This window comes from Methylobacterium soli, from assembly GCF_008806385.1.
In the GTDB taxonomy this organism is placed as follows: Bacteria; Pseudomonadota; Alphaproteobacteria; order Rhizobiales; family Beijerinckiaceae; genus Methylobacterium; species Methylobacterium soli.
This window is the reverse complement of the sequence record NZ_VZZK01000047.1, coordinates 22,793-36,070: the sequence shown is the minus strand read 5'-3', so window position 1 is coordinate 36,070 and position 13,278 is coordinate 22,793. Positions and strand designations below refer to the sequence as shown.

General features: G+C 64.6%; 10 protein-coding genes and 2 pseudogenes. 4 read left to right on the top strand and 8 right to left on the bottom strand.

The window, feature by feature from the left end; genetic code table 11:
- The 4 genes and pseudogenes from F6X53_RS27965 to F6X53_RS27950 form a co-directional block, all read right to left on the bottom strand.
- Positions 1–380 (bottom strand): PAS domain-containing protein (locus tag F6X53_RS27965; protein WP_191971029.1); only part of this gene is annotated, 380 nt, incomplete at its 3' end.
- 232 nt (positions 381–612) lie between these two features.
- Positions 613–1,812, bottom strand: a pseudogene (gene nhaA / locus F6X53_RS27960) (Na+/H+ antiporter NhaA).
- 630 nt (positions 1,813–2,442) lie between these two features.
- Positions 2,443–3,309: an alpha/beta hydrolase gene (locus tag F6X53_RS27955; RefSeq protein ID WP_151004547.1), complete on the bottom strand. Its 867-nt coding sequence runs from the start codon at positions 3,307–3,309 to the stop codon at positions 2,443–2,445.
- A 149-nt stretch (positions 3,310–3,458) separates the two neighbouring features.
- Positions 3,459–5,651, bottom strand: a complete 2,193-nt coding sequence (locus tag F6X53_RS27950; RefSeq protein ID WP_151004558.1) for a TonB-dependent siderophore receptor — start codon at positions 5,649–5,651, stop codon at positions 3,459–3,461.
- Between the two features lie 530 nt (positions 5,652–6,181).
- Here F6X53_RS27950 and F6X53_RS27945 point away from each other — a divergent pair.
- A pseudogene (locus tag F6X53_RS27945) lies at positions 6,182–6,538 on the top strand (integrase core domain-containing protein); the annotation flags it as partial.
- Positions 6,539–6,656: 118 nt separating this feature from the next.
- On the opposite strand, the gene F6X53_RS27940 reads toward F6X53_RS27945, so the two are convergent.
- From F6X53_RS27940 to F6X53_RS27925, 4 genes are all read right to left on the bottom strand, one after another.
- The gene (locus tag F6X53_RS27940; RefSeq protein WP_151004545.1) at positions 6,657–7,334 is read right to left on the bottom strand and encodes a haloacid dehalogenase type II; all 678 of its coding nucleotides are present in this window, start codon (positions 7,332–7,334) and stop codon (positions 6,657–6,659) included.
- A gap of 29 nt (positions 7,335–7,363) precedes the next feature.
- A complete protein-coding gene (locus F6X53_RS27935) occupies positions 7,364–8,134 on the bottom strand; it encodes an SDR family oxidoreductase (protein ID WP_151004556.1) in 771 nt (256 codons plus the stop codon).
- A 26-nt stretch (positions 8,135–8,160) separates the two neighbouring features.
- Positions 8,161–9,132, bottom strand: coding sequence for a zinc-binding alcohol dehydrogenase family protein (locus F6X53_RS27930; protein ID WP_151004543.1), 972 nt, complete (start codon positions 9,130–9,132; stop codon positions 8,161–8,163).
- Positions 9,133–9,213: 81 nt separating this feature from the next.
- Positions 9,214–10,065, bottom strand: a complete 852-nt coding sequence (locus F6X53_RS27925; protein ID WP_151004541.1) for an alpha/beta fold hydrolase — start codon at positions 10,063–10,065, stop codon at positions 9,214–9,216.
- A gap of 248 nt (positions 10,066–10,313) precedes the next feature.
- On the opposite strand from F6X53_RS27925, the gene F6X53_RS27920 reads away from it, so the two are divergent.
- The 3 genes from F6X53_RS27920 to F6X53_RS27910 all read left to right on the top strand — a co-directional run bounded on the left by F6X53_RS27920 (position 10,314) and on the right by F6X53_RS27910 (position 13,277).
- A complete protein-coding gene (locus F6X53_RS27920; RefSeq protein WP_151004539.1) occupies positions 10,314–10,934 on the top strand; it encodes a CGNR zinc finger domain-containing protein in 621 nt (206 codons plus the stop codon).
- Positions 10,935–11,360: 426 nt separating this feature from the next.
- Positions 11,361–11,693, top strand: a complete 333-nt coding sequence (locus F6X53_RS27915) for a hypothetical protein (protein WP_151004536.1) — start codon at positions 11,361–11,363, stop codon at positions 11,691–11,693.
- 117 nt (positions 11,694–11,810) lie between these two features.
- A complete protein-coding gene (locus tag F6X53_RS27910; protein ID WP_151004534.1) occupies positions 11,811–13,277 on the top strand; it encodes an FAD-dependent oxidoreductase in 1,467 nt (488 codons plus the stop codon).
- The last annotated feature ends 1 nt before the right edge of the window (position 13,278 follow it).

Genomic DNA, 13,278 nt, shown 5'->3' with positions numbered 1-13,278 from the left:
GAACCCACTCCGCCCTCAGCCAACAGACACCCTGGCAAAGGCTGAACAACCTTCTGGGTAACGACAGCTAGCCGACGCATCCCGTTCAGGTCGATCACGATGCCACGACAGCGCAGACCCTGGCCCTGGTCATCCTTTTCAACCTGACCTCTGGCGGCCACCCAATGCGTCAAGCCGCTGTGGCCGAGCGTACGGAACTCCGCCTCGAAGTGACCGGCGGTCAGGTGGGCCTCATGGACGAGCGCTCCGACGCGCTCACGATCTGCTTCATGGACGCCCTCCACCAAGGCGCTCAGCGGCACGCCTTCGGCAACGCAATGCGTGGGCAGACCGAGGAACTGGGCAAATCGCTTCGACGGATAGACGATGCCGTTGGCCAAATCCGTCTCCCAAGTGCCAAGGCAGCCTGAGGTCTCCAGAGAAGACAGCAGCTTGGGGGTTAGCTGAGCAAGGGACATGGGCTATGACCGCAATTTCCGGTTGCGAGCCCTCAACCCAGATGAAACCGAAAATTGTGGCAGCGCTGCCATAGCGGTGAATTTAGCGGCAGGGCACGGGTCCAGCGTGTCAAAGCCACGCTTTCCAGAAGCGGCGTGGTTCGCCAGCTGGAAGTTATGGAACTGGCGATCGTTTTGGCCTTGCCACAGGCGGGCTGAACAGCAGCACCAGCGCGCCCAAAATCATGCAAGTGAGCGAACCGACCAGGACGCCGATCTTCGTCTCGGCTTCGAGTGCGGGATTTTTGGCGAAGGCTAGAAGGCCGATAAATAGGCTCATCGTGAAGCCGATCCCGCACAGAAGGGCCACGCCGTAGACCTGCGCACAGCTCGCGCGTGACGGCCGCTGCGCCAGCCCGAGCTTCACGGCCGCCAGCACGAAGCCGAACACGCCGAGTTGCTTGCCCAGCAACAGGCCCAGCGCCACGCCGAGCGTGACCGGGTCCAACAGCATGTGCGGATCGAAGCCTGAGAGCGAGACGCCCGCATTGGCGAAGCCGAAGATCGGCAGGACAAGGTAGGCCGACCAGGGATGGATGGTGTGCTCCAGCTTGTGCAGGGGCGAAGTCGGGTCGTCCGGCTTGCCGATGCTGGGGCGCAGCGGGATGGTCAGGGCCACCAGCACGCCCGCGATGATGGTGTGCACGCCCGACTTCAGCACGAACTGCCACAGGACCACGCCGAGCAGCAGGTAGGGCAGCAGCCGGCTGACCCCAGCCTTGTTGAGCCCGTAGAGCACGGCGAACGTGACGGCCGCGCCGCCCAGCATCGGCAGCGACAAGTCGGCGGTGTAGAAGGCGGCGATGATCAGCACGGCGCCGAGGTTGTCGATGATGGCCAGCGCGGTGAGGAAGATCTTGAGCGAGACCGGCACGCGCGAGCCGAGCAGAGCCAGCACGCCGAGGGCGAAGGCGATGTCGGTGGCGGCCGGAATGGCCCAGCCGCGCAGCGTCCCGGGCGAGTGCCAGTTCACGGCGACGTAGACCAGCGCCGGCGCGATTATGCCGCCGAGCGCGGCGACGCAGGGCAGGATGCGATCTGGCTATGTCCGCAGCCGCCCGTCCAGAACCTCGCGTTTGATCTCCAGGCCGACCAGCAGGAAGAACACGACCATGACGCCGTCGTTGATCCAGTGTAGCAGGCTCAAGGGGCCCAGGTAGCTCTTCAGGGCTGCGAAGTAGCTGTCCGCCAGGGGCGAGTTGGCGACGAGAAGCGCGAGGGCCGCGCTTGCCATCAGAACCAGACCTGCACTCGCCTCACTGGCCAGGAAGGCGCGCAGGACGGATGCGGGACGAGAGGAGCGCAACACGGGCATAGGTCTCCGCCGCTGGCGGCCCGACCAACGCTGGAAACCTGCCGGCCCGACCTTCGGCCCGCGCACCCGGGGGGCTATCGCATCACCGAGCGGGCCCCGCAACCGCCTGCGCCCCGACATTCAGCGGGCATACGAATTCGACCCGGCGTTTCAATAGGACTTGCCCTGATGGAACGGTCCAAAGGGCGCAGAGCGCTATGTCGAGAAAACGACCGAAAACCCAACAGGGCGGTTGGGGTGCGCGTGACGAGTGTGAGGCGGCCGGCACATGTCGGAGAACCCTGTCAGAAAATCAAATGTCCGGAAAACGCTCGTGACCGGACGCTCCTCTCGTGCGCCGTAAAGGTCTGGAAGGGGTCAATTTGAGGCATCCGCCTGAGCCACACCGAACGTCCGCTTCTCCGCTTAGAATGCGGGAAGCAGGCCGGCAGCTTCCGGCCAAATCCTGTCGTGACGAATGACTTGCGTGAACGCCTCAGATGGGTGGTTTTGCGACCGGCTGTTTCTTGGACCTGGAACCAAGGAACCAGACGTTGGCTCAACCTGCGGCGATCTTCGGCTCTGCCGCCCAGGTTTGGTCAATGAGTTTTGGCGATATTGAAGGCGATGGTCCTAGTCGAAGGCCTCGCCCTATCGCTGCATAAAGAAGGCGACAGTATCATTCACTGCTTCGGGCAGAACGGTCATGTGCGTTCGTTCAGGAATCAATCGGAATTGGCTTTCCACCCCGGAAATCTGGCTGAGCCGGCCTGCCATCGCGCGGGCCAACTCGACCATCCGGGCCGATTGCAGGCGGTTCGAGCGCGCCTCGCGGTCCGGAGCGTCGCGTTGAAACGGCGCTAGCTCCTCCTCGTAAGCCCCCGCCATCAGGAGCACGCGAGCGCGGAAAGGCGGATCCTTACCGAGACGCTCAAGGCTCTTCAGCACAACGAGATCCTCCCAGTAAATGGACGGGCTCGCGGCGACCCAGTGGGAGAAAGCATTTGGCCTATGGGCAAGCGCGTAGAGAACGAACAGCCCGCCAAAGGAATGTCCGAATAGCGCTTGCCGTGACAGGTCAACCTGGCAACGCTGCTCAATCGCAGGCCGAAGTTCCGTCACGACGAACTGAAGGAACGCGTCGGCGCCGCCCGTCCGCAGCGTCGGCCCGCCGGGTTTGTGGGGTGGGTAGGACCGGCCGGGAGGCGGCGTGTAGTCCCAGGAGCGGCGCAGACTGTCATAGGCCTCGTCTCCAGGATATCCGATGCCCACAATGGCAAAGCGGGAACCGATCCCCGTAGCATCCGGATACGGAGCTTGGACCCGCTCGATATCGATGGCCGTGGCCGTCACCGCGTTGCCATCGAGCAGGTAGAGGACGGGCCAGCCGGCGGCCGGCGCTTCGCCGGGCGGGACGTAGAGCGTGATCCGCCACGGTGGATGGTCTCCGCCGCCACCAAGATCGAAGCTTACCGCGCCGGCGATCCGTGCCGCCTCATCCGAACTCGCAGCGGCCATGACAGTACGCCCATCCAGTGTCAGCCACGCAGCCGCCAAGAGTCCCGCAATGGTGCGTCGTGTGACAAGCGTGCTCACCAGTAGACGGCCTTTGCAGGTCTCGCCCTTCGTCCGCAAACGTCGGGCCATGGCCATAACGTCGTCCTCGGCTACCACCGGTAGATCAGGCTGCCGATGACGGTCGCGGGCGCACCGCGATAGCAGAAGCCCGCCTGACAGGTGAAGTAGTTGCGGTCGAAGACGTTGTTGGCATTGATCTGAGCGCGGAAGCCCTTGTAGGCCGGGTCGATGGCAGCGAAATCATAGGCGACCAGCGCATCGAACAGCGTCACGGTCGGGTTGCGGACCGTGTTCTCGTCGTTGGCGAAGCTGTTAGCGTTGAAACGAATGCCGCCGCCGAGCGTCAGGCCGCGCAGTGCCGAGCTTGCTGGGAACAGGTAGCTCAGGAAGCCCGTGAAGGTGTCGCCTGGGATGCCGGAGAGAGCGTTGCCGTCTAGTGCTTGGCCCGTGAACGAGGTCTGACTGAGATACCGCACATCCAGATGGGTGTAGGCGAGGGTCAGGTTGGTGCCGGGCGCGAAATTGGCGATGGCCTCCATCTCGAAGCCACGGGACTCGACAGCTCCCGTCGCCACCTGGAAGGCGATGTTGTTCGGGTCCGTGCGCAGCACGCTGCTTTGAACGATGTCGAAGCCAGCGAACCCCGCCTGGATGTTGGTTCCTGGGATCAGGTACTTGACGCCCGCCTCGATCTGATCGCCCGTCGCCGGCCGGAAGGCCCGCCCAGAGGCGTCGGCGCCTGGTTGTGGCGCGAAGGTGGTCGCGTAGCTGGCGTAAGGCACCAGCCCAGGGGCCAGAAGATAGTTGAGGCCGACGCGACCGGTGAAAGCCTGGTTGTTCTGCTGCGTCGCGGTGGCAGCGGTATCGATCGTGTTCTGGAACACCCAGTCATAGCGCCCGGTCAAGGTGAGCACGAAGCGGTCGAACTTGGCCTGTTCCTGCAGGTACAGGCCGACCTGATCTTGGCTCTGGGAGGTGCGCGGTCCAAGCGGTGCCGCGAGGATCGGCTGCTGGCCATAGTTGCGCGTGACGAGGTTGAGATCAGGAGCCGCGCCGAAGCCAAAGCGGTAGTTGAAGTCAGAATGCGCGTAGTCGAGCCCCGCCAGCAGCGTGTGCTGGACCGGCCCAGTGGTGACATGCGCCTCGATCTGGTTGTCGAGCGTGATCTGGCTGAGGAACTGCCGCGAGTATCCGGTCGAGCGGCTGGCGCTCAGGCCGTCGGGACTGAGGGCGGTGATCGACGTGTAGCGATAGTCGTTACTGATGTCGTAGAAGCGGAAGTTTTGCCGGAAGAAGAGATCCCCGTCGAAACGGTGCTCGAACGCGTAGCCGACGCGACCCTGCTGCTGCTTGAAGTCGTTGAACGCCGGATCACCCGAGTAGAGATTTGTTGGGCGTAGGTTCTGATTGAAGAACGTCGTGCTGCCCGGAAGCTTGTTTTCCTGATACTCGCTGAGAAACGTGAAGGTCGTATCGGCGGACGGTTTCCAGGTGAAGGCTGGCGCGATGTAGCTCCTGTCATCGGAGCCCCCGGGGATGAAGGTGTCGGACTGCCGCTTGATGCCGGTGATGCGGTAGGCAAGCGTGCCGCCCGTGCCCTCGACTGGGCCGCCGATGTCGAAATTACCCTGGTAGCGGTCAAAGTTGCCGACCTGCAGCTGCACCTCGCCGAAGGGCACGAAGACCGGTCGTTTGGTGGTGACGTCGAGGATGCCGCCGGGCGAGCCGAGGCCGTAGAGCCCAGAGGCCGGTCCACGCAGGATCGTGGCTGCCTCGATGCCGTACGGCTCGATGCGCGGCACCGTCAGGCCGGATGCGATCTGGCGCAGGCCGTCTCGGTAGATGCCGTCGTAGGTGAGGCTGAAGCCTCGAACAAAGAACGAGTCGAAGCGCGGATCGAAGCCGAAGACGTTCGATGAGACGCCGGCCACGTAGCCGATGGCCTCGTTGAGGGTCTGGACGTTGCGGTCGTTGAGCTGCTCGCGAGTGATCACCGTGACCGATTGCGGCGTCTCGATGAGCGGCGTGTTGGTCTTGGTCGCCGTGGGGCTGACGCGGGCGACGTAGCCGGTGACCCCGGAAGGGCCACCGCCGCCGCCGCTGGTCGCCGCCGTACCACCATCACCGCCACTGAGATTGGCTCCGCTGCCGATCGCAGGTCCAGGCGCCGCTCCCTCCACTGAAAGCTGGTCGAGTTGCACACTCCTCTCCTGCGCCTCTGCAGTTCCGGTCAGAGCCGTCGTGGCGAAGAGCAGAGCGAAGAGCGATGGGCGGTTAGACATGAGGCACGCTGCTAGGCGCCTCAAGCGGCGCAGTAGCTATTCCATTGCTGTTCTTGAGTTGTGAAGCAAGGCGAAAGCGTGTTGTAAATCACACACTTAGAGCAGTTCAAAACTGAAGGAATTCTAATTTTGGATCTTGTCGAGACGTCATCGATACTGTTGCCCTTGAGCGTAACTATCTTCCTTGCCTGTACTTAGTATCTTGAAGCTGTTGCGATCAATCAGGACGGCGCCTAACAGCCGTGTCGAGGTTTTGGGGGCGCACAAGGGTGCATGGCACTGAAGACGCGGGTACCTTGCGTCAATGCTACAGGGGTCACTACGAACGGATCACCCGCTGTAGTCTCGTCGAATGGCTGCTTCCGAGCATCCTCAAGCGACCTGTAACCGACCTACTTGCGTCGAAAACCGCGTGTCCGTTTCCCCGCCTCGCTTGCTCCGAAGCGGACCGGCAGGTGGCGGCCAGATCAAGTCGGCAGCTTTGCGCCCATCTCGGCCGCTCAGCCGCGACTCGCGGATTCTCCGAAGCGGACGCTGTGGCAGCCTACGTCGCGGGTGATCTGGCCGACTGGCTCGGCCGTTGGGGGATGACCCATATCCGCGGTGCGCCCCGCCATCCCCAAACGCAGGGCAAGATCGAGCGCTGGCACCAAACCCTCAAGAACCGCATCCTGCTCGAACACGCCTATCTGCCCGGCGAACTGGAGGCGCGGGTTGCCGCCTTTGTCGAGCACTACAACCACGCTCGGGCTCACGAGAGCCTGGGCAACCACACCCCTGCCGACGTCTACTTCGGCCGCGGCGAGACGATCTTGCGTGAACGGGCGCGGATCAAGCGCCAGACCCTCATGGATCGCCGCTTGCGCCATCACGCGCAGGCTGCCTAACCTCTCAACGCAGGTGGACCAGAGCCTCCGTTCCTTAGCGCCTCAAAGCGTCTCAAATCATCTGACGACGGACAGCCAGCGCGTTCCCCATTGGAACGTTCATGCCGCGTTTGAGTATCTACCTGAGGAGCGCGTTGAGGCTGTCGATCACCTGCGCTGGAGCAAGATCGGGATACTCGTCAGGCTGATCCGTGCGGTTCACCCACACCGGCGTGAAGCCGTAGGCGACCGCTCCAGCGACGTCCCACCGGTTCGAAGACACGAACACAATCTCCCGTATGTCAACTCCAAGCCGCTCGGGCGCGAGGTCGTAGGCGCGCGGGCTGGTTTTGAAGATCCCGGCAGGGTCGACCGACAACACCGCGTCGAGGTGATCGTGAAGCGCCGCGCTCCTGACCGCCATGTCGAGCATCGCCGTATCGCCGTTGGATAGGATCGCTGTCTTCAGGCCGGCCGCTCGAAGTGCGTCAAGGGCCGCAGGCACTTCCGGGTAGGCATCCAGTCTTCGGTAGGCCTCCAGAAGGGCCGGCCTCAAGGAAGGGTCTACATTCGGATGACGGGCCAACGCGTAATCGAGCGCCCGTTCCGTCAATGTCCAGAACGCCGTGTACAGGCCAGACAGCGAGAGCACCCAGGAATACTCAAGTTGCTTCTGACGCCAGGTGTCCGACAATGACTTCGCGTCTGGCCCAACCGAGCCGGCATGGCGCTGCACGGCGGAATGGACATCGAGCAAGGTGCCGTAGGCATCGAAGACGACGGCGCGGGCGCCGATCAGGACATCAGGCGTGGACATCAGGGCCTCCTGAAAGGGTGGGGTTGAACTCAGACCGACTTGACCTCTCCTCCGTCCATCCGGAGCACGGTGCCGGTCATCCAATGCGCCGCCGGGGAGATGGCGAACGCCACCACTTCCGCGATCTCTTCCGCTGTCCCGAAGCGGATGATCGCGGCCTGTTTCAGGAAGCCCTGTTTCGCCTCCTCGATGTCGATTTTCTTGGCCTCAGCGGCCTTCTGGAGCATCGCCGTGCGGCGGTCGGTCATGATCGCACCGGGCGACACGCTGTTGACCTGCACGTCATCCACGATGCCGCGTTCCGCGAACGCCTTGGCCAAGGCCTCTATGCACGCGTTGATCGCGCCCACAGCCGCTGCGGCCGCCTTCGGGGTCACAGCAGCGTTGCCCGACATGAACACGACCGCGCCGCGGGTCGCCTTCAGGACATCCCACGCCTGAATGGTGAGGCGCCGAGCTCCGTGAAGCTTGAGTTCCAGGCCCGCATGCCATTGCTCGTCCGTCATCTGGAAGATGTCCAGCCCGGGAACCGCACCGGCGATGTTGACCAGCGCGTCGATGCGCCCGAACGCGGACAGGGTCTGCTGGACGACGGTCGCGGCCGCCGTCGGCTCGGCGAGATCGAGGTCGATCACGAGGGCTTCGGACCCGGCTTCCCTAACAGTCGAGGCCGTCTCTTCGAGCTTGGTGCGGTTGCGCGCCACCAGCACGAGCGCCGAGAAGTCCTGGGCTAGGCGCACCGCCGTGGCTCGACCGATGCCCTGGCTAGCTCCCGTCACGATGGCTACAGTCTTTGTCATTCCGATCTCCTCCAACCGGCTCTGTCTCAGTGCACGACGACCATCTTGCCGCCGGCCGCGTTCGCTTCCATCAGGCGGTGGGCCTCTCGGACCTCGTCGAAGCCGAAGATGCGCACGGGCTTCACATCGAGCCGCCCAGCAGCCGCGTCCTGGGCGATCTGGCCCAGCGGGACATCGGCTAGCGGAAAGCCTGGCGTCCCGAACACGAAGCTGCCGAAGAAGGTCAGGTAGACGCCGCTCGCCATCTGCAGCAGCGGGTTGAAATCCGGGATCGGGTCGAGGCCGCCCAGCCAGCCGGCGAGGCACGAACGGCCGCCACGCCGGAGCATCGCGAGCGAGTCGAGGACGACGCTGTTGCCGACGAGATCCAGCACCGCATCGATCTGCTTCGCGTCGGCGATGTGCTTCGACAGGTCCGGCCGCTCGATCTCGCAACGCTCGGCACCCAGCGCCTGCAGCTTGCCGAACCGCTCGGGGTTACGCGTGGTAGCGATGACGCGGGCACCGGCGTTCACGGCCATCTTGAGGGCGGCCTGCCCGAACGACGAGGTCGCGCCGCGGATCAGCAGAAGCTGCCCCTTTTGAATTTCGAGATTGCGGAACAGGCAGGTCCAGGCGGTGGCGTACGTCTCCGGGATGGCCGCGAGCTCGGCCCAGGGCAGGTCCGCCTCGATCAGCGCGACGTTGCCGACTGGGGCACTGGTGAGCTGGGCGTAGCTGCCGTTGATGGTGCGCCCGAGGCCACCCATCAGCGCCGCCACCTTGGCGCCGACCGGAAACTCGCGGCCGAGACACGATTTGACGATACCGACGCATTCGATGCCCGAGACCGGTGCCGCCTCGGCCCATTCGCCTCGACGCATGTGCACTTCGGCGTGGTTGATGCCGAAGGCCTTGATCTCGATGACGACATGGCCAGCGAGCGGCTCGGGTTCGGGGATGTCCCTGTAGGTCAGGACATCGAGGCCTCCGAAGCCGTCCAGGACGATGGCGCGCATGGCAGTGTTCCTCGATGCAGGGCGCCCCAGGCGCAGAGTGGAGGGAACGGGATGCGCGTTGGCCGCATCCCGGCTCAGGGCTCAGACGAGGAAGGCCCGGATTGCGGCAGCGATCTCGGCCGCATGGGTCTCCAGCGCGAAGTGGCCGGTCTCGAAGAAAGTCACCTGCGCGTCCGGAATATCGCGCCGAAAGGCTTCGGCTCCCGCCGGCAGGAAAAACGGGTCGTTGCGGCCCCAAGCGGCGAGGAAGCGCGGCTTGTGGGCGCGGAAGTAGGATTGGAAAGCTGGGTAAAGCGCGATGTTACTCTTGTAGTCGCCGAAGAGATCGAGCTGAACCTCGTCGGCGCCGGGACGGCTCAGATAATGATTGTCGAGAGAGTACCCATCCGGCGAGACGAGGGTCGGGTCGGGAACGCCGTGGGTGTATTGCCAGACCGTCGTCTCCGGCTTCAGGAAGGCGCGAAGGGCCTCTCGGTTGGCTTGAGACGGGTCCTGCCAATAGGCGCGGATGGGGTTCCAACCTTCACTCAGCCCCTCCTCGTAGGCGTTGCCGTTCTGCGAGACGATGCCGGTGATCCGTTCCGGATGCTTCGCGGCGATGCGGAAGCCCGTCGGCGCGCCGTAATCGAATACGTAGATCGCGAACCGGTCGAAACCGATCACCTCGGTGAAGCGGTCGACCACCGAAGCGACGTTGTCGAAGCTGTAGGTGAAGCGGTCCCGCGCCGGCATGTCTGACAGACCAAACCCGGGCAGATCCGGCGCCACGAGGTGGAAACGGTCGCTCAGCGGCGGGATCAGGTCGCGGAACATGTGCCCCGCGGTTGGGAAACCATGGAGGAGGAGCAGCTTCGGTGCGCCGGGGCGGCCCGCCTCTCGGAAGGCGATCCGGAAGCCATCGACGTCTGCGGAGCGATAGCGAATGTCTGGCATGAGGCGGTCCTTCTCGTAACCTTTTTCGCCGCGACAGAGAGGTTATGAGCGTACCTATATAACCTGTCAACAGAGATTGATGAGGTTACGAGCGAGGTCGCTGGTGAGTGCGGGATCCACTGGCGCGGCTAGCGAGCATGACGGCCACATCAGAAGCCGCCGACTCATCCTAGCTAACCGCAATGATGTAATTCGTTAGGTTATGAGCCATATGAGGTCAGACGGCCATCGGCTCTCAAGGCAATGGAATGGACCACCACCACACGCCCGCGATCTTCGTGGCCGACGCACCGGGCCTCGATTTCCTCAATTCGATTGCCACGCCCGTCGACAAGCCTGTCGACTGGATCAATGATGGCGAGGGTCTGCTGAATTGGCTGGAACAGGCCGGTCTCGTGCCGGCGGCTGCCGCCGCGGCAGTCCGGGATCGCGCGACCCCTGGTGAACTCGACGACGTTGCGGCTGAAGCCCGGCAACTCCGTGAGTGGTTCCGAGGCTTCGTCGACGAGCGTAAGGGCCGCCCACTCACGTCCGACGATCTATCCGAGCTCAAGCCACTCAACAGGCTCCTCGAACGGGATCAGCGCTTCAGCCAGATCGTCTCTCAGCACCATGACGGCGTCCTGCACTTGGAATTGCGGACCTCGCGTCACTGGCGCACGCCGGAGTCCCTGCTCCAGCCGGTCGGGGAGGTTCTGGCCCGGCTCGTCTGTGACGAGGACTTCACGCACATCAAAGCATGCGAAGGGCATACCTGCACGCTGATGTTTGCCGACCACACCCGCGGTCGAGCACGGCGGTGGTGCAGCATGGCGGTTTGCGGCAACAGGGCTAAGCAGGCTGCCCACAGGAGCCGCCTCAAGACTTAACTTGCGGGGTGGCGCGGTGAAAACGGACCGCTGTCGGGCGCGGCGCACCCGGCACTGCATTGGGCGTTCCAGGCGGTAGGACGAGCCGGCACGATCAGGGCATCCAAAATCTGGAAGCCGCCGCGTTCGCCAACTAGATGGCGCAAGACGAGGCCAGCGAGGTTTGGGGCTACGCGCCCTGACGGCCCGCGAAGTCCGGCGCTTCGACTTCGCAGCGCCCTATGCGTCATTCGCCGGCGGAGAGGGATCGCGCATGCCCTACGCGGACATCGAGGCGCACGGCGTCACCCTGAACACAAGGGTGCGGGCGCGAAGTAGCTGATGTCGAGACGATATGGCATAAATATCGGCATTAGAAGCATTCAGGGGATCAGATCGGGATCGTAGTGTGACCTCACGTTCGCAAGCGAAGCGAAGGAGCGTCACATGTCTCACACCGCCTTCTCATCCAAGAGCGCCACCGGACGGACCACTGCGTCACGACTGGTCTCCGCCGCCTTGGCCGGTCTCGTCCTCGTTGGCACTTCGGTGATGCCCGCCGCGGCAGGGCATTTCATGTCGGAAGCCCCCGCTGCCGCGAAGCCGGTCCGGTTGCCTACGCTCCAGACAACGACGGGCTTTCGGCGCGTGAGCGCGGTCGGCCAGACCAAGCCGCCCGGTGCGGCCCTGGATTGGCGCGCCGGCACAACCCCCGGGCTCGACGCTCAGAGCCATCGCCTGGACCAACTCATCACCACCACGATTTGCAGTCGCTGCTGATCCGACGAATGCTAGCGCGACCGCAGCCGGAGAGTGTCAGCCGGATTGCCGGAACGCGTTTTCGCCCGCCTCCACGGAGGCAGATTTTTGCGTACGCCAGTTTCCGGAGCCACAATCATGAGCGCGACCGAGCCGTCATTCGAGCCACGTCCGAGCGAGGAGCAGCCAGGGAGCGCGGAGGCGCGAGCCGCAACCCCGCCGGAACACTTCGACGTGCTGATCCTCGGCAGCGGCCAGGGCGGCAAGCTGCTGGCTTGGCATCTGGGGCACGCGGGGCGACGGGTCGCCGTGGTCGAGCGCCGCTGGGTTGGGGGCTCGTGTCCCAACATCGCCTGCCTGCCCAGCAAGAACGAGATCTGGAGCGCCAAGGTCGCCCACCTCGTGCGCAACGCCGCGCGATTCGGGACCATCACCGGCCCGGTCACGACCGACATGGAGGCGGTCCGCCAACGCAAGCGCGCGATGGTCGAGGGTGAGGTCGCGTTCCACCTCAAGGCCTATGGCGACGCCGGCGTCGACCTGGTCATGGGCAGCGGGCGCTTGGTCGCGCCGAAGACGCTGGAGGTGCGGCTCAACGACGGCGGCACGCGCGTGCTGACGGGCGATCAGGTGTTCCTCAACCTGGGAACGCACGCGACTATCCCCGCCATACCCGGGCTCGCGGAGGCCGGGCCGCTCACCCACATCGAGACACTGGAACTCGATGCCGTACCCGCGCACCTGATCGTGCTGGGTGGCGGTTATGTCGGGCTGGAGATGGCGCAGGCGCTCGGTCGCTTCGGCAGCCGCGTGACCATCCTTCAGATCGGTCCTCAAATCCTAAGCAATGAGGACGCCGACGTCGCCGCCGAGATGCAGCAGATCCTCGCTGCCGAGGACATTAAGGTCATCACGGGCGCCGAGACCCTGAGCGTGACGGGCCGCTCCGGGCAGGCGGTCAGCCTCGTCGTGCGCACGGGCGAAGGCGAGCGGACCATCGAGGGCAGCCACATCCTCGTCGCCGCCGGGCGTACGCCCAACACGCAGGGGATCGGGCTGGAGGAGGCCGGAGTCGCGTTGACCGACCGAGGTTTCATCCGCGTGAACGAGCGCCTGGAGACCAGCGCGCCCGGAGTATGGGCGCTCGGCGAGGCGGCGGGCAGCCCGCAGTTCACCCACGTCTCCGTCGACGACTTCCGGATCATCCGGGACAATCTCGCCGGGGGCCAGCGCAGCACACAGGACCGCCTGGTCCCGGCCAACATGTTCACCGAGCCACCGCTCGCCCGCGTCGGGCTGAACGAGCGCGAGGCGCAGCGCCAGAGCGTCCCCGTCCGGGTGGCGCGGCTGCCGATGAGCGCCGTGCTACGGACGCAGACGACCGGCGAGACGCAGGGCTTCATGAAGGCCCTGGTCGGGGATGACGACCACATCCTGGGCTTTACCATGATCGGATCCGAGGCCGGCGAGGTCGTGGCTGTGGTGCAAACGGCGATGCTGGCCGGGCTGCCCTACCAGCGTCTGCGGGACGCCGTCCTGGCACACCCGACCATGGCGGAGGGGCTGGGCCCTCTCTTCGCGGGCGTGCCGCCGCAGTCCTTGTAGA

Coding starts and splice junctions, on each gene's coding strand:
- F6X53_RS27925 (WP_151004541.1), bottom strand. CDS start 10,065: ATGCCAGACATTCGCTATCGCTCCGCAGACGTCGATGGCTTCCGGATC.
- F6X53_RS27920 (WP_151004539.1), top strand. CDS start 10,314: ATGGACCACCACCACACGCCCGCGATCTTCGTGGCCGACGCACCGGGC.
- F6X53_RS27950 (WP_151004558.1), bottom strand. CDS start 5,651: ATGTCTAACCGCCCATCGCTCTTCGCTCTGCTCTTCGCCACGACGGCT.
- F6X53_RS27955 (WP_151004547.1), bottom strand. CDS start 3,309: ATGGCCGCTGCGAGTTCGGATGAGGCGGCACGGATCGCCGGCGCGGTA.
- F6X53_RS27940 (WP_151004545.1), bottom strand. CDS start 7,334: ATGTCCACGCCTGATGTCCTGATCGGCGCCCGCGCCGTCGTCTTCGAT.
- F6X53_RS27935 (WP_151004556.1), bottom strand. CDS start 8,134: ATGACAAAGACTGTAGCCATCGTGACGGGAGCTAGCCAGGGCATCGGT.
- F6X53_RS27910 (WP_151004534.1), top strand. CDS start 11,811: ATGAGCGCGACCGAGCCGTCATTCGAGCCACGTCCGAGCGAGGAGCAG.
- F6X53_RS27930 (WP_151004543.1), bottom strand. CDS start 9,132: ATGCGCGCCATCGTCCTGGACGGCTTCGGAGGCCTCGATGTCCTGACC.
- F6X53_RS27915 (WP_151004536.1), top strand. CDS start 11,361: ATGTCTCACACCGCCTTCTCATCCAAGAGCGCCACCGGACGGACCACT.